Origin of the sequence: Mameliella sp. AT18 (assembly GCF_028807275.1) — a bacterium.
GTDB lineage: Bacteria > Pseudomonadota > Alphaproteobacteria > Rhodobacterales > Rhodobacteraceae > Antarctobacter > Antarctobacter albus.
The window spans coordinates 1-18,066 of the sequence record NZ_JARAMO010000223.1 but is presented as its reverse complement, the minus strand read 5'-3'; the positions used below and the strand labels follow the sequence as shown (position 1 = coordinate 18,066).

At 63.2% G+C, this 18,066-nt stretch carries 16 protein-coding genes and 4 pseudogenes; 15 read left to right on the top strand and 5 right to left on the bottom strand.

All coding sequences use genetic code 11. The features are described 5' to 3' along the window. Together PVW46_RS19560 and PVW46_RS19555 are read left to right on the top strand one after the other, a co-directional pair. The coding region (locus tag PVW46_RS19560; protein WP_274577235.1) for an S-methyl thiohydantoin desulfurase family protein at positions 1 to 726 on the top strand (726 nt) is incomplete at its 5' end. Positions 727 to 742: 16 nt separating this feature from the next. Then, the gene (locus PVW46_RS19555; RefSeq protein ID WP_069208468.1) at positions 743 to 2,302 is read left to right on the top strand and encodes an ABC transporter substrate-binding protein; all 1,560 of its coding nucleotides are present in this window, start codon (positions 743 to 745) and stop codon (positions 2,300 to 2,302) included. 200 nt (positions 2,303 to 2,502) lie between these two features. Here the strand turns inward: PVW46_RS19555 and PVW46_RS19550 are convergent, their stop codons facing one another. Next, entirely contained in the window at positions 2,503 to 3,480 is a 978-nt protein-coding gene (locus PVW46_RS19550; protein ID WP_069208469.1) for an NAD(P)H-quinone oxidoreductase, read from the bottom strand. A gap of 205 nt (positions 3,481 to 3,685) precedes the next feature. Between PVW46_RS19550 and PVW46_RS19545 the strand changes: the two genes are divergently transcribed. From PVW46_RS19545 to PVW46_RS19485, 13 genes and pseudogenes are all read left to right on the top strand, one after another. Continuing rightward, a complete protein-coding gene (locus PVW46_RS19545; protein WP_069208470.1) occupies positions 3,686 to 5,671 on the top strand; it encodes an alpha-ketoacid dehydrogenase subunit alpha/beta in 1,986 nt (661 codons plus the stop codon). A gap of 9 nt (positions 5,672 to 5,680) precedes the next feature. Continuing rightward, entirely contained in the window at positions 5,681 to 6,463 is a 783-nt protein-coding gene (locus PVW46_RS19540) for an SDR family oxidoreductase (RefSeq protein ID WP_274577237.1), read from the top strand. 33 nt (positions 6,464 to 6,496) lie between these two features. Then, positions 6,497 to 7,474 carry an ABC transporter substrate-binding protein gene (locus PVW46_RS19535; protein WP_069208472.1) on the top strand — a complete coding sequence of 326 codons (978 nt, stop codon included), beginning with the start codon at positions 6,497 to 6,499 and terminating at the stop codon, positions 7,472 to 7,474. Positions 7,475 to 7,562: 88 nt separating this feature from the next. Then, the gene (locus PVW46_RS19530) at positions 7,563 to 8,354 is read left to right on the top strand and encodes an ABC transporter permease (RefSeq protein ID WP_274577230.1); all 792 of its coding nucleotides are present in this window, start codon (positions 7,563 to 7,565) and stop codon (positions 8,352 to 8,354) included. A 5-nt stretch (positions 8,355 to 8,359) separates the two neighbouring features. Continuing rightward, the gene (locus PVW46_RS19525; protein ID WP_069208487.1) at positions 8,360 to 9,133 is read left to right on the top strand and encodes an ABC transporter ATP-binding protein; all 774 of its coding nucleotides are present in this window, start codon (positions 8,360 to 8,362) and stop codon (positions 9,131 to 9,133) included. Between the two features lie 24 nt (positions 9,134 to 9,157). Next, the gene (locus PVW46_RS19520; protein ID WP_069208473.1) at positions 9,158 to 10,519 is read left to right on the top strand and encodes a Rieske 2Fe-2S domain-containing protein; all 1,362 of its coding nucleotides are present in this window, start codon (positions 9,158 to 9,160) and stop codon (positions 10,517 to 10,519) included. After that, positions 10,516 to 11,316, top strand: coding sequence for an HpcH/HpaI aldolase family protein (locus tag PVW46_RS19515; protein ID WP_069208474.1), 801 nt, complete (start codon positions 10,516 to 10,518; stop codon positions 11,314 to 11,316). Before PVW46_RS19520 ends, PVW46_RS19515 begins: the two co-directional genes overlap by 4 nt. Continuing rightward, positions 11,313 to 11,732, top strand: coding sequence for a nuclear transport factor 2 family protein (locus PVW46_RS19510; protein ID WP_043141373.1), 420 nt, complete (start codon positions 11,313 to 11,315; stop codon positions 11,730 to 11,732). Before PVW46_RS19515 ends, PVW46_RS19510 begins: the two co-directional genes overlap by 4 nt. 10 nt (positions 11,733 to 11,742) lie before the next feature. Continuing rightward, entirely contained in the window at positions 11,743 to 12,705 is a 963-nt protein-coding gene (locus PVW46_RS19505) for a PDR/VanB family oxidoreductase (protein ID WP_069208475.1), read from the top strand. Further along, the gene (locus PVW46_RS19500) at positions 12,702 to 13,514 is read left to right on the top strand and encodes an IclR family transcriptional regulator (RefSeq protein ID WP_043141371.1); all 813 of its coding nucleotides are present in this window, start codon (positions 12,702 to 12,704) and stop codon (positions 13,512 to 13,514) included. The genes PVW46_RS19505 and PVW46_RS19500 overlap by 4 nt, the downstream gene beginning before the upstream one ends. Before the next feature lie 192 nt (positions 13,515 to 13,706). Beyond that, positions 13,707 to 14,378: pseudogene (locus PVW46_RS19495) on the top strand (IS66 family transposase); the annotation flags it as partial. Between the two features lie 150 nt (positions 14,379 to 14,528). Continuing rightward, positions 14,529 to 14,645 (top strand): annotated as a pseudogene (locus tag PVW46_RS19490) (integrase core domain-containing protein); the annotation flags it as partial. Positions 14,646 to 14,843: 198 nt separating this feature from the next. Further along, positions 14,844 to 15,457 (top strand): annotated as a pseudogene (locus PVW46_RS19485) (IS3 family transposase); the annotation flags it as partial. 35 nt (positions 15,458 to 15,492) lie between these two features. Here PVW46_RS19485 and PVW46_RS19480 read toward each other — a convergent pair. From PVW46_RS19480 to tnpA, 4 genes and pseudogenes are all read right to left on the bottom strand, one after another. Further along, complete coding sequence (locus PVW46_RS19480) at positions 15,493 to 15,789, bottom strand: hypothetical protein (RefSeq protein ID WP_043141367.1); 297 nt, start codon at positions 15,787 to 15,789, stop codon at positions 15,493 to 15,495. Next, a pseudogene (tnpC, locus tag PVW46_RS19475) lies at positions 15,789 to 17,194 on the bottom strand (IS66 family transposase). The gene PVW46_RS19480 and the pseudogene tnpC overlap by 1 nt, the downstream one beginning before the upstream one ends. Before the next feature lie 176 nt (positions 17,195 to 17,370). Beyond that, on the bottom strand, positions 17,371 to 17,604 hold the full coding sequence (gene tnpB, locus PVW46_RS28820) for an IS66 family insertion sequence element accessory protein TnpB (protein WP_373286053.1): 234 nt from the start codon (positions 17,602 to 17,604) through the stop codon (positions 17,371 to 17,373). Further along, positions 17,601 to 17,969, bottom strand: a complete 369-nt coding sequence (gene tnpA / locus PVW46_RS19465) for an IS66-like element accessory protein TnpA (RefSeq protein WP_043141364.1) — start codon at positions 17,967 to 17,969, stop codon at positions 17,601 to 17,603. The genes tnpB and tnpA overlap by 4 nt, the downstream gene beginning before the upstream one ends. Between the last annotated feature and the right edge of the window lie 97 nt (positions 17,970 to 18,066).

Below are 18,066 nucleotides of genomic sequence, written 5' to 3'. Positions count from 1 at the left end.
GGTGACGGCATGGGCCGCGCCTTTCCCGAATTGCAGATGGTCAGCTTTACCCTGCATGACATCAAGGCCTCGCCGATGGCACTGGCCGATGACAAGGGCAACACCTCGATCCTGAACGCGATCAGCAACCAATGGACCGAACGTCTTGCCCGCGCGCAGACGGTCGAGATGGGCGGTGCCGCGCTGGTGGCGCTCTATCCGATGACCGGGGCGCAGGCGAAACAAGGGCTGCTGCGCGGCACCCTGGGCCTGATCCGCGAACTGGGCGAGAGCATCGCCGCCGAACGGCAGGCCAACCGCCACCCGGGTGACGCGCTGATCCGCCGCTGCGGCGGGATACAGCTGTGTACGGCGCGCGTGGTGGACATCGAACGCCGCACCACCGGCGGTTTCGCTCGCGGACGGGCCGTTCTCAAGGGGCTGGATGACGATCAGGGCCGCAGCTTCACCCTGGATTTCCAGAACGAATTCCTGTGCCTCGAAGACGGAGAGGGCCAGCCGATGGCCCTGACGCCCGACCTGATCTGCGCACTGGATGCGGACGGGGGCCTGCCGGTCACCACCGAAAAGCTGCACTACGGCCTTGGCCTGCGGCTGATCGGACTGCCGGCGGATCCCCAGTGGCGCAGCGCGGGTGGGCTGGATCTCGTTGGTCCCGGCTACTTTGGCTACAGCCACGCCTTCGCACCACTCGAAACACTCAACCCAACAAATACCAACACCTGAACAGGAGGTCTCTGACATGAAAAACCTACTTGCAGCAACGGCGCTGGCCGCGCTGACCGCCCTTCCGGCGGCGGCCCAGGACGACAAGGTGGCGATCACCGTCAATGCCGTGCAGATCTTCGGCACGATCGACCCGGCCAAGATCAACGACTACACGGAATACATGGCCGCCGTGAACCTATACGACGCGCTGACCACCGTGGATGCGGCGGGCAACGTGATCCCGCAGCTTGCCGAAAGCTGGGACATCTCGGACGACAGCCTGACCTATACCTTCCACCTCAAGGACGGGGCGACCTTCTCCGACGGCACGCCGGTCGACGCGCAGGACATCCTCTATTCGATCCGCCGCCTGCTGGCGATCAACGAGGGTCCGTCCTACCTGTTCTCGGACCTGATCGACGCAGAGTCCGTGACCGCCCCCGATGACCGGACCGTGGTCATCACGCTCAACAAGGTCTATGCGCCCTTCATCTCGATCACCCCGCTGCTGCTGGCGGTGAACGAGGAAGCGGTCCAGACCAATAGCGACGACCCCTGGGGCGAGACTTTCCTCGCGGAGACCCCGGCCGGCGCCGGCCCCTACACCCTGTCCAGCTGGGACCGCGGCGCACAGATGACCCTGGCCCGCAACGAGGCCTATCACGGCGGCTGGCCCAACGCGCGCCCGATCGACGAAGTGCGCTTTGTCGTGACCCGCGACGAGGCCACCGTGCGCGCACTGGCACAACGCGGCGATCTGGGCATCTCCTCGCAGTACCAGTCGACCGAAACCTACGAGGGCATCGCCAAGCTTGACGACTACGTCACGCTGACCACGCCGACCGCGACCGGCCTCTACATCAAGCTGAACAACCAGGTTCCGCCGACCGATGACGTCCATGTGCGCCGTGCCATCGCGATGGCGATGGATTATGCCACCGTGCGCGAAGTGATCTATCCGGGGGCACCGCTGCGTGGGCCGCTGTCGGACATCTTTGCCGCCGCCGTGCCCGAAGACGCCGCAGAGCCGGTCTTTGACATCGCCGCGGCGCAGGCGGAACTGGCCAAGTCGAAATACGCGGGCCAGGGGCCGATTCAGCTGACCCATACCTATGTGTCCAAGACCGCCTTCGAGGAAGAAATCGCGCTGCTGCTGAAATCGACGCTGGACATGATCGGCTTTGAAGTGACCATTCAGCCGGAACCCTGGAACCGGATCACGGATCTGGCCACCTCGGTCGAGACCACGCCGCATACCACACAGGTGTTCTACGGGCCGACCTACCCCTCCCCGGACTCGGTTTTCTACGTCCAATACGCCTCTAGCGCCGCCGGCAACTGGGCCAGCATGGACTGGGTGCAGGACCCCGAGATCGACCGCTTGATCGAGGTGTCGCGCGCGGAAACCGACACCGCCAAGCGCAACGGCATCTACCAGGACATCTACCGCAAGCTGGTGGACGACCAGCGCTCTGTCTGGCTGCTGGCACAAGAGCGCCGCTTTTCCGTTCACAAGTGCCTGAAGGGCTATGAATGGGTGCCGATGCAGAGCTGGGACTTCGACTTTTCGCGGATGAGCTGGTCCTGCGAGTGATCCCCAAGGTCTGCCCGGTCGCCAGTGAAATGCGTGACCGGGCAGAGCCGTGACACGGCATCCGCCCCAGGGCCGAAGCCTGTGAGATCCGGTCGGCGCGAATGGCCCTTTCGCTAACAAGCGCCGCCCGGCCCCGGTCGCTGCTGCTAAGCCCCCCGCCGTGGCAAGGGGCCGCCAATGGGCAGCGACTCTGGGCCTCTTCAGACCGTCAGGACGATCTTCCCGATATGTGCGCCTTTGTCCATCCGGGCATGTGCCGCCCGAACGTCATGCAATGCGAAGGTCGAATCGATCACCGGAATCGCCTTCCTGTCACGCAGCAGTGGCAAGACATGCTGTTCAAGTTCCGCGGCCAGTTCGGCCTTCATGCTCACCGGTCGGGCCCGCAGCGTCGATCCGATCAGCGCCAGACGTTTGACCAGGATGGGGCGCAGGTCGAACGAACCTTTCGATCCGCTGAGAAAGGCGATCTGTGCGATCCGGCCATCAACCGCCACCGCGTCGAAGTTCCTTTGCAGGTAGTCCGCCCCGACCATGTCCAAAACGACATCGGCGCCCCGGCCTTCCGTCGCCTCCAGCGTTGCCGCGACAAAGTCCTCGGTCTTGTAAATGACCACGCGATCGGCGCCCAGGCCGACCGCCGCCTGCGCCTTTTCAGCAGACCCAACGGTTGTGATGACCTTGGCGGAAAAACACTTGGCAAGCTGGATCGCCGTGGTACCGATGCCCGAGGTTCCGCCGTGGATGAGTACCGTTTCCCCCGCGGCAAGACCGGCGCGTTCGAACAGGTTACTCCAGACGGTGAAATAGGTCTCGGGAAAGGCCGCGGCTTCGACCATCGAGATGCCGTCGGGAACCGGCAGGGCGTTTGTCTGATCCACGATCGCGAATTCAGCATAGCCGCCGCCCGCCACCAGGGCCATGACCCGGTCGCCGGGCTGAAAGCGGGTCACATTTGCACCGGTACTTTCCACAATCCCGGCCAGTTCAAGGCCCAGCACGTCCGAGGCCCCCGGCGGCGGCGGATAATTTCCCTGGCGCTGAACGACATCGGGTCGGTTGACGCCCGCCGCCGCGACTTTGACACGGATTTCGGTCGGCCCCGGTTCGGGGGTTGGGCGATCGACGAGGTCGAGAATCTCCGGCCCGCCTGCCCCGGATGCGACAACTGCTTTCATGATAAGTCCTTCCTTGGCCTGACATACTTTTCTAACTACTTGAAATCAATGCGAAAATTTCCCATTTCGGCTCGCGATAGCGACCGTTTTGACGCCCTCCGCTGCCCGACATGCCGCGTTTTTCCGCAATAATCTCTTGCGACGAACTATCTTGATATGATAGGTGTGTCAAATAATGATAAATTGCGCTGACCAGGATCGCCCCATGCTGAAGAAAACCGACGACGTCAATTTCTCACTGTCCGCCTATCGCAGAATGTCCCTGATCCGGGGGATCGAGCGTCTCTGCCGGGAGTTCAGCTCCGGCAAAACCCCGGTGGCGATCGGGTCGATCCACCTCTGCGCCGGGCAAGAGGCGATTCCGGTCGGAACCGCCGAAGCTTTGCATCCCGAAGACCGTATCTCGGCAACCTATCGCGGCCACGGCTGGGCGTTGGAAGCCGGCATCCCCGCGTTCGAGGTGCTAAGCGAGATCGCCCACAAGGGAACGGGCATCAACGGCGGCCGGGCCGGTTCCGCCATGATGATCGCGCCAGAGCATCGTTTCATCGGCGAAAACTCTATCGTCGGGGCCGGTTACCCGATCGCCGCGGGCGTGGCGATGGCGCAGAAAATCCAGGGAACGGGCGGCATCTCGGTCGTGAGTATTGGTGATGGCGCGATGAATCAGGGCGCCGTGCACGAGGCGATGACCTTCGCGGCGCTCAACAAGCTGCCGGTGCTCTTCATCTGCGAAAACAACGGTTGGGCGGAAATGACCCGCTCCGACACCGTTTCACCAATGCCGCGCCAAGCACAACGCGCGCGGGCCTATGGCATGCGCTCCGCCACGGTCGAGGGCAACGACCCTATCGCTGTCCGGGACAGCGTCGCCTCCGCCCGCACCTATATCCTTGAGAAAGACGCGCCGGTATTCCTCGAATTCAACACGGTCCGGCTATGGGGGCATTACAACAAGGACCTGCAGCACTATCGCCCGCGGTCCGATGTCCGCGAGGCCGAAACCCGCGATCCGCTCGTCGCGCTCCGTACCCGGCTGGTGCAGGAGGGCACGATCTCCGAGGCCGAGCTGAGCCAGATCGACCAGGACCTGGAAAACGAGCTGGAACAACTGCGGACCGAGGTCATCGCCGCGCCCGAACCCGATCCGGCCACGGCGATGGATCACATCATCGGTGCTGCCCCCTCCCCGGTTGCTGCAGTCGCCGGCAGCGATGAGCCCAGCGAAACCACCTACGGCAAGGCCGTCGCTGCCGCGTTGCAGGCCGAACTCAACGCACGGCCCGAATTGCTGGTCTACGGCGAGGATGTCGGCGTCGGCGGCGGCATCTTCGGGTGCACCCGCAACCTGCAAAAGGAATTCGGCGCGACGCGGGTTTTCGACACCCCGATCTCCGAAAGCGCGATCCTCGGCTCGGCACTGGGCGCGGCGATGATGGGCCAGCGCCCGGTTGTCGAGATCATGTGGGCAGATTTCATGTTGGTCGCCCTCGACCAGATCATCAATCAGATGGCCAACCTGCGCTACCTCACCCGCGGCACCTGCACAGCACCACTGGTGGTGAGGATGCAGCAAGGGGTCACGCCGGGCTCTTGCGCGCAGCACAGCCAGAGCCTGGAAGCCCTGTTGTTCCATACCCCCGGTCTGCGCATCGGCCTGCCATCGACCGCACAGGATGCGCATGACATGCTGCGCGCGGCCATCGCATGCGACGACCCCACCATCATCATCGAATCCCGGGCGTTCTACCAACGCCAGGAAACCGTCGATTTCTCCGCCCCGGTGCAGCCCATTGGCGGCCTGCGGACGCGGCGCACGGGCAAGGACATCGCGCTGGTCAGCTGGAGCACCGGAATGCCTGTTGTCGAACTGGCCGCCGAACTGCTGGCCGACTCCGGCGTAGAGGCCTCGGTGATTGACCTGCGTTGGCTGTCGCCCCTGCCCGAGGCCGCGCTGATCAAAGAAATCCGCAAGGCCGGCAATGCGGCCTTCGTGATGCATGAAGCCAACCAGACCGGCGGCGTCGGCGCCGAGCTTCTGTGCCGCCTGCGCGAAGCCGGGATCGAAAATCTCGGACGCTTGGGAACCCCCGACATGCGGATGCCGGCTTCTCCGGTTCTCCAACGGCAGGTTTTGCCGAATGCGGAAACCGTGGCTGCGCGCGTGCTGACCCAACTGGGAAAGGAATGATCCATGAGCATCGCCATCGATCTGACGGGCCGTCGCGCGATTGTCTGCGCCTCAAGCAGCGGCCTCGGGCGTGGATGCGCCGAGGCCCTTGCAAGGGCCGGCGCGTCGGTTGTCCTGAACGGTCGCGACGAGACACGCCTCAAACAGACGGCGATTGACCTGGTCTCGGCCGAAACTGGCGTGGATGTAATTCCAGTCGCCGGAGACATCACGGATCCCGACACCCAGGAAAGACTGCTGGAGGCCTGCCCGGAGCCGGACATTCTGGTGAACAACAACGGCGGCCCGCCGATCGGCGATTTCCGGACGCTCGACCGAGCCGACATGGTAGCGGGCTTGAGGGCCAACATGCTGGCGCCGATCGAGATGATCCAACGCGTGATCGACGGCATGGCCACGCGCCGGTTCGGGCGCATCGTCAACATCACCTCGGTCACGGTGAAGATGCCTATATCGGGCCTTGACCTGTCCAGTGGCGCCCGCGCCGGGCTGACATCCTTCTTGGCGGGCATCGCGCGCGATGTGGCCGGGGACAATGTCACCATCAATCAGTTGATGCCCGGCTACTTCGACACCGAACGTTCACGCGGGGGGCTGCGTGCCCGCGCCGAACGCCTTGGGCGCCCGATCGAGGAGCTCGCGGCCGAACGCCTTGCGACCATTCCCGCCGGGCGCCTGGGGGCGCCCGCCGAATTCGGCCACGCCTGCGCTTTCCTGTGCAGCCCGCAGGCCGGCTTCATTACTGGTCAGAACCTGCTGATGGACGGGGGGATGTTCCGCAGCGCGTTCTGAGAACGACTTGAACCCTGATCTGGAGGAGAAACCATGACACTAACAAGACGACAATTCGCGGGCACGGGCCTCGCCCTTGCCGCGACACCCTTCCTGGGCAGCGGGCCGCTCCTGGCCCAGGGCAACCGCACCAAGCTGACCTATGCGACGCTCAAGACCGGCGTCAGTGTCATCATCAACGAGAACCTGAAGGCGAAGCGACCCGACCTGGACAACGGTCTGGAGATCGACATCACCAATGAATACACCTCGGTGTCGAGCTACTACAGCGACTTTATTTCCGGCACTTTCGAGCTGGGGATCGGTGCCTGGGACACCTACCTGCGCATGCACCGCAAATCCGTGCCCGCGAAGATGGCGACGACCTTCACCACCGGCGACATGATCAACATCGTCAGCCGTCAGGACGGACCGTCGAGCGTCGAAGGGCTGCACGGCAAGTCCCTGTCCGGCATCGCCGCCTCGGGCGCCTTCAACATGTGCAAGTCGGCGATCGCGAACATTTACGGCATGAAACTCGGCAAGGACGTCGTGGTCCAGAACGTGCCCAGCCCGGCCCAGGCGATGACGCTGCTGATGGCCCAGAACGTCGACGCGGCCTTGTCGTGGGAGCCGAATGTCTCTGCCGCGATGGCGAAAATCGACACTATGCGCCCGATCTTCAACCTTGGCGACGAATACCATGCCGCCACTGGCAAGGTCCTGCCCTATTTCGGCTGCGCCGTGCGCGATGAGGCCATCGAACGGGACGGCGACATCGCGGGCAAGGTCCACGCGACCTTTGCCCAGCTGATGGATCAGATCAATGCTGACCCGATGGAGGCGTTCACAATTGCCGCGCCGCACCTGAACCTCGATCCCGAGGTGCTCATGGGCGCGCATGAGGCCGGGCGGCTCAAGTTCGAGTCCTATTCGATGCTCGCAGATACGGGCCGCGACCTGATCCGGCAGGCGCAGGCCTTCATCGACAAGGACGGTGCAGAAATCCAAGACGGTTTCTTCGCTTCCTGATGGCATCCGTGCCAGGGCCGCAACCCGTTCGCGCGGGTTGTGGTCCGGCCAAACATAGGGTGGACCAATGTCATCCAACGACACCACAATGACCCGCACCACTGCGTCCGTCTTCAATTTCAGCAGTCTGATCAAGCGTGACCGTTTTGCCGGCCTCATCGTGATCCTGCTGATCATCGCGGCCCTGCAGGTCGCCAGCCTGTTCGCGCCCGACTATATCGCGCCGCCGCCACTGCTGATCGCTGAAAAGCTCTGGACACAGATCCTTCCCCTCTGGGACGAAATCCTCGTCACCCTTATCCGGCTTCTCGTGGCCCTGGTTTTTGCCATGGTCGTCGGCACGGTGCTTGGCGTCGTCATGGGCATGCTGCCCGGACTGCGCCCCTACATCCGTTCGCTGGTGGTCATCGACACCGGCATCCCGGCGCTGTCCTGGATGCTACTCGCGGTCTTCTGGTTCAAGGAACCGGAAATCCGGATCTTCTTCATCATGTCGGTGATCCTGATCCCCTTCTACGCGCTTAACGTCTTTGACGGCATTCGCGCGCTGCCGAAAGAATGGCTGGAAATGTGCGAAAGCTTCCGGCCCAGCCGCTGGCAGGTGCTGCGCTACCTGATCCTGCCGCATATCGTGGCCTATGTTTTCACCACCACGCGGTCGGTGATCGGCTATGCGACGCGGATGGTGATCTTTGCCGAACTGATTGCGTCGGCGGTCGGGATCGGCGCCCAGATGGGGCTGGCGCAGGCCAATTTCGACATTGCCGCCGTCTTTGCCTGGACGCTGCTTCTGGTGGTTCTCAACATCCTGTCCCAATCCCTGGTCGCGGTCCTTGAAAAGCGCGTCCTCAGCTACAGACCCGAAGTCGAGGTACGGTGATGAACATGCATGCAGATTTTTCGCCGGTCGAAACCCAGGAACCGGCCATCCTGATCGATCAGGTCAACAAGCAGTTCGGCGCCGTCACAGCCATCGAGAACCTGTCCTTTCACGTCAACCGCGGCGAGATCGTCTCGTTCCTGGGGCGCACTGGGGCGGGCAAGAGCACCGCGCTGAACCTGATCATGGGCAACATGAGCCCGACCAGCGGGCGCGTGCGGGTGATGGGCATGGATCCCAACAAGGATTTCCGCAAGCTGCGGCGCACGATCTCGGTCGGGTTCCAAACCGACCGGCTGCTGCCCTGGCGCACCGCGATCGAGAACGTGGAACTGGGCCTGCAGATCCTGCACTACCACAAGGCGGAAATCCGGGAAAAGGCCCGGGAATGGCTGGCGCGCGTCAATCTGGCGGATGCCGCGGATCTCTATCCGCATGAACTGTCGGGCGGCATGCGACAGCGGGTCAGCCTGGCCCGGGCGCTGGCCATCGACCCGGAAATCCTGCTGCTGGACGAATGTTTCAGCCAGCTGGACCACGTCACATCGCAGACCCTGCGCTCGGATGTCAGCGCGGTGATCCGTGAATACCGCAAGACCTGCCTGTTCATCACGCACCGCATCGACGACGCCATCGAGATGGCGGACCGCATTCTTGTCTTGGGGGCGCCCGCGCGCCTTCTGCTGGAGGTCAGCCCGACGCCGGAGGACCGGACGGATCGCGACAAGTTCCAGCTGTTGCACGACAAGATCGCCGACGCGCTCGGCGTGGATTCCTGACACGGACCCGAGGAGGAGACCGACATGTTGACCGCAGAGAAAAACGCCATCCTGACCGAAACCGGCCCCGACCGCCCGATGGGCCAGCTGTTCCGCTTTTTCTGGCAGCCCGCCTTACTGTCGCGCGAATTGCCCGAACCGGATTGCCCGCCGCGGCGGGTCAAGATCCTGGACACCGACATGGTCGCGATCCGCGATAGCGACGGGCGTGCCCAGTTGATCACCCCGACCTGCCCGCACCGCGGCGCCAACCTGTTCTTCGGGCGCGTGGAAGAAGGCGGCATTCGCTGCGCCTACCACGGCTGGAAATTCGATGTCGATGGCAACTGCCTTGATATTCCCACACTGCCCGATAACGGCCAGCGCGAGAAGATGTGCAAGAAGATCAAGCTGAAGATCTATCCGACACGCGAAGCCGGCGGGCTGGTCTGGGTCTATCTCGGACCCGAGGAACTGATGCCCGAGATGCCCCAGTTCGACTTTCTCGACATGCCCGATGACCAGGTCTACGTCTCGAAGAAATACCAATTTTCCAACTGGGCGCAGGCCTGCGAAGGCGCGCTGGACACCGCGCATTTCTCGTTCCTGCACATGCCGCTGGTCGGCGGCAAGATCAATTTCGGCAAAGATGCTTTCGTGGCCGAATCCTCGGCCGACGAACGGCGCATCGGCTGGATCCGAAACGACGGAGCGCCGCGCTTCTCGATCACCAAGCACGAGGCCGGGCTGGTCATCGGAGGGGCTCGCTACGCCGATGAGGGCGACACCTACTGGCGCATCAGCCAGTTCCTGATGCCCAACCACGGGCTCGCCCCAAACGCGTTTCCGGGCGAAAACATGCACGGTCAGTGCTGGGTACCAATCGATGACGAAACCTGCTGGATCTTCAACTACACTTGGAACCCGGACCGGAAGCTGGGCGAGGACGAGGTCGAGCGGTTCCGGAACGGCGCGTCGATCCACGCGGCGACGGACGAGAACTATGTACCGCTCCGCAACATCACTAATGATTTCCTGATCGACCGCGAGGATCAGAAAACGCGGACCTATACCGGCATCAAGGGCGTGTCGGAACAGGATGCTGCCATTCAGGAAAGCATGGGGCCGATCGTCGACCGGACCAAGGAGCATCTCAACTCCTCCGACCTGGGGGTGGTGCAGTTCCGCCGCTACATCCTCGACGCGGCCAAGGCGCTCGACAACGAAGGGCTACTGCCCACCGCCCATTCGCATCCGCAAAACTACCGACTGCGGTCAGGCAGCCATGTCTGCAGCGACACCATCCCCTTCGACGACGTGATGGTGGAACGGTTCGGCCATAAGCTCGGTCTTGCCCCCGCCGCAGCACAGGACCAGGCAAAGGCGGCCGAGGTTGGTGCAGAATGACCGGACCTGTCAGCACAGTCCCGAATGATAGCAGCTTCCGGCGGCGACTTGCCGCCGGAGAGCCGGTGCTGGGGGTCTTCAACTGCCTCCCGGCTTTCCAAGTGTCCGAGATCCTCAGCCATTCGTCTATGGACTACATCGTCATAGAGGCAGAGCATGGCGCGACCGCCCTGCCCGCGATGCATGCGCAGGTGGCCGCCATCGCCGAGCGCAAGCCGGTCGTCGTCCGGGTCGCCTCGGACGAACCCGGAGTGATCAAGCCGATCCTCGATCTGGGCGTGACCGGGATCATGGTTCCCGACGTACGCAGTGCGGACGCCGCCCGCGACATCGTGCGCCAGACCCGTTTCGCCCCCGAGGGCACGCGTGGGATCGGTGGCAGCATCCGGGCGTCGCGCTATGGCATGGACAAGGGCTATTTCCGCGACGGTCCCGCCGAGCCGATCACCGTGATCCTCCAGATCGAAAGCCGCGAAGGCCTCGACAACATCGCCGAGATCGCCGTGGTCGATGGTGTCGATGCAGTTTTCTTCGGGCCGATGGATCTTTCGGCCCAGCTTGGCCACCGCGGCCGGCCCGATGCGCCCGAAGTGGCACAGGCCATGGACGTGGCAATCCGACAGCTCGCCGGGACGGCGTGTGTCGCCGGCTGCCTCTGCCCGCCCGCCAAGGTCGGACATTGGCGCGACAAGGGCATAAGCCTGTTTCTGCTGGGCTCCGACATCGGCGCCCTGACCGCCTCGGTCGAGGCCATGGCCAGCAGTGTGACACGACCGGACAAGGAGGACGCGGCATGACGCAGGCGATGCAACTCGAAGCTCAGAAACTGTTGACCGAAGTTTACCAGGCCATCGACGAAGGCCGGTATTCCGACGCGGCAAAGCGATTTGCCGCGTCCGGCGAATGGCATCGCAAGGGCGAGGTCCTGGTGGGGCCGAAGCAGGTCGAGACCGCCTACGAGGGCCGCAGCCCGACCCTGCGCACCCGCCATATCCTCAGCAACATCCTTATCGACGAGACTCTGGACGGGGCGCGTTTCAACCTGTGCATCACGCTCTACGCGGGACAGTCGGAAACGGACGAGGTGCCGACGGTTCCTGGACCGGCGATGGTCCTGACCTCGCACGGTCAATTGACCCGCAGCGGCGGGCTTCTGAAGATCGCGCAAAAACACACTGTCCGGCAATTCGTCGTACAATCAGCCGGCGCATAAGGGGCAATTCATGAAGGGAACTCTGGATGTTCTGGTCGAAGCGATCGACCGAGAAACCCCCGAAATCATCAGCATCACCCTAGCCCCGGCCAATGGCGGTGCCCTGCCACCGTTCGATTGCGGATCACATATCGATCTGCACCTTTCCAACGGGTTGATCCGTCAATATTCGCTCTGGGGCTCCCCCGAAGACGGGGATCGCTACAGGATTGCGGTGAAGAAAGAGGCAAACTCTCGCGGCGGGTCACGCCATGTGCATGAAGCCCTGTCCGTGGGCGACATCCTGCCGATATCGTATCCGCGCAACAATTTCCCCATGACGCCCGGGCCCGAGCGGGTCGTCCTGCTGGCCGGCGGTGTCGGGATTACCCCGATCCTGCCGATGGCCGAAGAGCTGGAGCGCAATGACACAGACTACGAGCTGCACTATTTCACCCGCTCCCCCGAGTTGACGGCCTTTGCTGATCACATTGCAAGTTCGCCGATCGCCGGAAGGACTTCGCATCACTTCGGCCTGGCCCCTCAAGAGGTTCAGCGCGAAATGGCGCGGATCCTTGCGCCCTATCGCCCGGGATCGCATCTTTACCTGTGCGGGCCGGGCCCGTTCATCGAGTTGGTCGTGGCGGAGGCGGGCAGGAACTGGCCAAGGGATGCTGTGCATCTTGAATACTTCAGCGCCGCGCCGCCCGCGTCGACAGGCGGGCAAGAGGGCTTCGAGGTGTATCTCGCAAAGGCTGGCCAGAGCTTTGATGTGCCAGCCGACATGAGCATCGCCGAGGTCCTGCTGGAGAATGGTATCGGCATTGAACTGTCCTGCGAACAGGGCATCTGCGGGACCTGTCTCACGCGCGTTGTAGACGGTATACCTGACCATCAGGACATGTTCCTTTCGGAAGAGGAACATGCACAAAACGATCAGATGACGCTCTGCGTCTCGCGTTGCAAGGGAAACAGGCTGGTGCTGGACATATGAACAACGATATCAGCGAAGATACCGACGAACCGCTCGTGGGGATGCCAGCCAAGGACGGCAAGGATCAGCCCGCCGCGGTCAAGCCTCGGGTGCAATCCGTCGCGAGGGCCGCAAAGATCCTGTTTTGCGTCGCGGAAAGCGAAGCCGGGATGAGCGCGGCGGAAATCCGCGAAGCCACGGGCCTGCCGACCCAGGCGACCTATCACCTGTTGCAGACATTGCAGGCGATTTCCCTGCTGCGCCGAGGCAGCGACAATAGCTACGTTCTGGGGTTGCGCGTCGGTGACCTGATCGACGGGTTCCGCAATCATTTCTCCTGCCCGGACGAATTGCGCGGGATCGTCAAACGGGTGGCGGACAAGACCGGCGAAACCAGCTATGCCTCCGGTTGGTATGACGGTGACCTTGTCTCCCTGTCGGTCGAGACCGGTACCAATCCCATTCACGCCTCCACCGGACAGAAGCACCTGGGCGGTTTCACGCACGCCAGGGCGTCGGGCAAGCTGTTGCTTGCTCTCTCGGACAAAGCAGCGCAGGACGCCTTTTTCAGGAGCAGCGACCTGAAGCCCTTGACCGAGAACACGCTCACGACCCAAGAGCAACTGCTCGCCGATTTCGATGAAATTCGGCAGGTGGGGTATGCCCTTGATCGCGAGGAATACGCACTGGGGCTGACGTGCCTGGCCGTGCCGATCCGCCTTGCCGGAGACACCTATGCGCTTTGCGTTTCCGGCCCGACGGCCCGCATGAAAAGGGATTTTAAGAAAATTCTGCAGATCGTCGACAATGAGGTCTCCCAGTATCGGTAGGTGGCCTTGAGTGTTTGATTTCAGCAACCACCGGACAGATTAGGGGGGGCTGAACGGCGCTAGGGATCGCCAACTTATCCAGCACTGAGGGCAAAAGACCTGTCCGGGTTCAATCACACGGTCATTTCGAGGACATGGCCTGTGAACCGGCGCTTTGAGCATCTCGTGGCAGAGCTGAACCATGTCGTGCATGGCAAGCGTTCCGAGCGGATCCTGGAAGGCTTCGATGGCATCCTGCAGTTGGACGGCTCCGGCTACGACCGGCTGGCGCGCCCTTGCCGCAATGGTGGCGCGCCGATCACGGTCGCGCATTGTTGGGGACACGCCGGGCGCAAGCTCAAGGAGGTCTTCGACCGCGACGGTTCCGAGATCGCGGCAGAAGGCCTGCGCCGGATCTCCGAACTCTACCGCATCGAGACCGATATCCGAGGCATGGGCCCCGGTCAGCGCCTGTCTGCCCGCCTGGCCCACAGCGCACCTATCGTCGCGGAGTTCGGCGACTGGCTGCAATCGCAACGCCTGCGGGTCTCTGCCAAGTCGCGCCTTGGCCGGAATCTGACCTACATCCATTGCCAGTGGGGCGGCCTGCAGACCTTCCTCCACGACGGCCGCGTCGAGATCGCCCCCAACGCAGTCGAGAACATGATCCGCCCCATCGCGCTGATCCGAACGAAAGCACTCTCCGCCGGATACGACAATGGCGGTCGAACCTTGGCTCGCATCGCTTCCTTGAGCGCAACCGCGAAAATCAACTGATGCGAACCCTTCGCCTATCTGAAAGCGCCCCTCGAAGCCATTGCCGCCGGTCATCCCGCCTGCAGAATTGACGCGCTACTTTCCTGCAACTTCACCCCGTCAAGCTGAACACGTGTGAGGCAGAGACACCGCCATGACGTCTCCCCTGCCCTCTCCACCCAAATAGTCGCCGCAAAAACCACAAGGGGCGCACATGCTGACAGGCACCATCCGCAACCAGGTTGATCAGATCTGGAACGCCTTCTGGTCCGTCGAGGTTTCCAAATCGCTATGCTCAACGGCGAGATCGTTTACAGCCCGCGAAAGGCGCAAATCCTGATCGAACAATGGAGGAAACAATACAACACCAAGCGACCTCACAGCGTTCTGGGCTAGCGCCCGCCGGTCCCGGACATGATTTCCCCCAATGCACCAAAGGCCGACCATAAATTGACACTCGACGCGGACCAACCAAGTGAGGCCAATCTATCCGAAATTGCGCCCTCGCCGAGATGCACAACCACAAAATGCACTTTGAGGTGCCCCTAGATTTGTAGACGCTTTGCCCCCTTACTTTGAGCCGAGGAGGCGACCATGGGGACAAGCAACTACAGCGACGAGTTCAAGCGCGATGCGGTGCATCAGATAACCGTGCGCGGGTATCCTGTGCGGGAGGTGTCCCACCGTTTGGGCGTCAGCACGTATTCTCTCTACAAGTGGCTGAAGCTGTTCGAGGAACCTGTTGCGAAGCCCGGCATCGACCATGAGGCCGAGAACCGGCGCCTGAAGCGCGAACTGGCTCGGGTGACCGAGGAATGCGACATCCTAAAAAAGGCAACGGCGTACTTCGCGCGCGAGTCCCAATGAAGTACGCCTTCATCCGGGCGCATCGTGGGGAGTTCGGCGTCCGGGCCATGTGCCGGGTGCTACGGGTCCACTTCTCCGGCTTCTATGCACGGCTCAAGGAGCCACTGAGCCATCGCGCGCGGGAAGATGCGCGGCAGACCGAACTGATCAGGCAGGCCTGGGCAGAGAGTGGCAAGGTCTACGGCTATCGCAAGCTGACCGACGATCTGCGCGACCAGGGGGAACGGATCTCGGAGAACCGCGTGGCACGATTGGCGTCACTGGCTGGGATCGCCGCGCAGGTCGGCTACAAGCGTCGTCCCGGCCGATATGGCGGCAAGCCCGCGGTCGTTGCCGAGAACAGGCGAGCAACGGTTCGAGGGTAAGCGCCCGATAGCTACCGCAGTGGCTGGCCTTTGACGCGGGCGATGATGTCTGGCTCGCCGACGAAGTCCTCAAGGAAGCGGTGCCATTCCTCAACAGAGACCCGGGCTGACAGGAGCATGTCGCGGAGTTCGTCGATGCCTTGGTCCGTCAGAGCGGTAAGGTATTCTTCGCGACCGGTCTGGACGCTGACAATGCTGCCGTAGGATAGGTTGTCGTCGGTGCTGACGATGGCCTCGAGAAGATCCGGGTCTTCTCCGAGCACGCTGGCGACATGACTGATCGCGCAGACATAGGTCGTGGCAGCCATCAGGCCGCCGTGCTATGCGTCTGCCCAGCCGGCCTCCATTGCCAAGGCAGCAGTTCGTCGAGCCGGTTGATCTTGTGATCGTGGATGCGGTCGAGGACATCAGCAAGCCACGCTTGCGGGTCCAGCCTGCTCATTTTCGCCGTCTCGATCAGGGTCATGGCCCGGGCGAGGGTCTCCCCGCCGCTGTCGGAGCCAGCGAAGAGCCAGTTGCGGAGGCCAACGCCAATCGGGCGCATGGCGCGCTCGGCCGGGTTGTTATCGATCCCGATGCGACCATCCTCGAGGAACAGTTCGAATGAGGGCCAGCGGGAGAGCCCGTAGCGGAAGGCCTTCGCGAGATCGCCCTTGCCCGGGATGCGCGCCAGCTGGGCCTCGGCCCATGCCTTAAAGGCGTCGACCTGGGGGCGGGAGTGCTGCTCCCGTGCGGCCTTGCGCAGGTCGGCGGGTTGGCCGGCGATCCTCCGTTCGACATCGTAGAGCTTCCCGATCCGGTCGAGCGCCTCCCGCGCGATCTCGGACGTCGTGGCCTCCCAGACATCGTGGAAGTCACGCCGCAGATGTGCCCAGCAGGCCGCCTCACGGAACTGGCTGCTGCCGTCCGCGCGGCGCTCGTAGAGCTGGCCAAAGCCTGCATAGGCGTCCGCCTGAAGGATACCGCTGCTGTTTTGCAGGTGCTGACGCGGATGCTTGCCTTTCCGATCCGGCGAGAAGCGGTAGACCACGCCTGGCGGCGCAGTGCCGGCCCAGGGCCTCTGGTCGGAGACATAGGCCCAGACCCGCCCCTGCTTGACCCCCTTGCCGAGGCCGCGGTCGCGACGGGAGCGGTCCAGGACGCGGATTGGCGTGTCGTCCGCATGCAGCACGGGCGCCGCCATGACTTTGGCCTCGATCCTCTCGATGATCGGCGCGAGCACCTTCATCGCCCGGCCGCACCAGTCCAGCAATGTGCTGTCGGGCACGTCCGCACCCATGCGCGCGTAGATCTTGTTGAGGCGATAGAGCGGGACATGGTCATCGAACTTGGAGACCAGCACATGCGCCAACAGGCCCGGTCCGGCCATGCTGCCCGGAATCGGGCGGCTTGGCGCCGCGGGCTGCACCATCCTCTCGCAGCGGCGGGAGGTCCGGCATCCGCTTCGCCAGCCGGTTCATTGCGCTGTTCGGCGACAGCTATCAGCAGGTCTTCCAGCGCCAGCTCGAGCTGGGCGATCTCCCATTCGATCTTCTCCGAGGACTTGCCGAAGGCCTGTTTCTGCAACTTGGCGATCCGCAGGCGCAGCGCCTGGACCAGCTGTTCGTGGGCCTGAAGCGTAGCCCTCATGCGCGCATTCTCCGTCTGAAGCGCGACGATCATCGCCTTCAGAACGGTGGGGTCATCGGTGAGAATGTCGACGTCTTCGGACATGCCGACAGATACCACGCCGTGTCGTCAAGAACCAATAAAACAAGGGGAATCAGAGTGATTAATCACCCCACCCGTGCCGGCGGCGCACCCCAGTCCGGACGCCGCCAGTCGATCCCTTCCCAGAGCATGGCTAGCTGTGCCGAGGTCAGTCGAGCGATACCAGCCTCGGTGTTGGGTCAGGGGAAACGCCCGCGCTCGAGCACCTTGTAATAGAGGCAGAAGCCCTGGCCATCCCAGTAAAGCAGCTTCAGCCGGTCACCTTTGCGCCCACGGAACGCAAAGACCGCGCCGCTCGCGGGCTTCTGGCGCAGGACATCCTGGGCCATAGTCGACAGCCCCGCGATGCCCTTCCTCATGTCGGTGGCGCCGCAGGCCAGATAGACCCGGCCCCCTGTGCCCGGCCCGATCAAGCCGCGTCCACCGCCCGGATCAACGGAGTCAGCGCCTCTTCATCGATGCCGCTGTCGAACCTAAGGCAGCGACCGTTGCTCAGCCGCAGCTCGACCGGAACTGACCGAGACGGCGCGGGGGCGCTTCGTGGCTCCGGGCACGACCCGAAATCCACCGGCAGGAAAACGGCACCGCGATCCGGCGACCATAGGCCCTTCTTCTTCAGATCCCGCCGCCAGCCGTAGATCTGGGAGCGTGTGATCTCGTGGCGCTGCGCCACCTGCGTCACCGAGGCACCGCCGAGGCCGACTTCCGACAAGATCTCCAGCTTCTCGTCTTCACTCCATCGCCGGCGCCGTTCGACACCCAGAACCTCGCCCAGCATGGCTCCTCCGAATAAGACACGTCGTTAAGCACGTCGTTATGCACGTGGGCGCGGTCTTCGGCCTCGACATCCTCGAAATCCGGCAATTGGCCGAGGT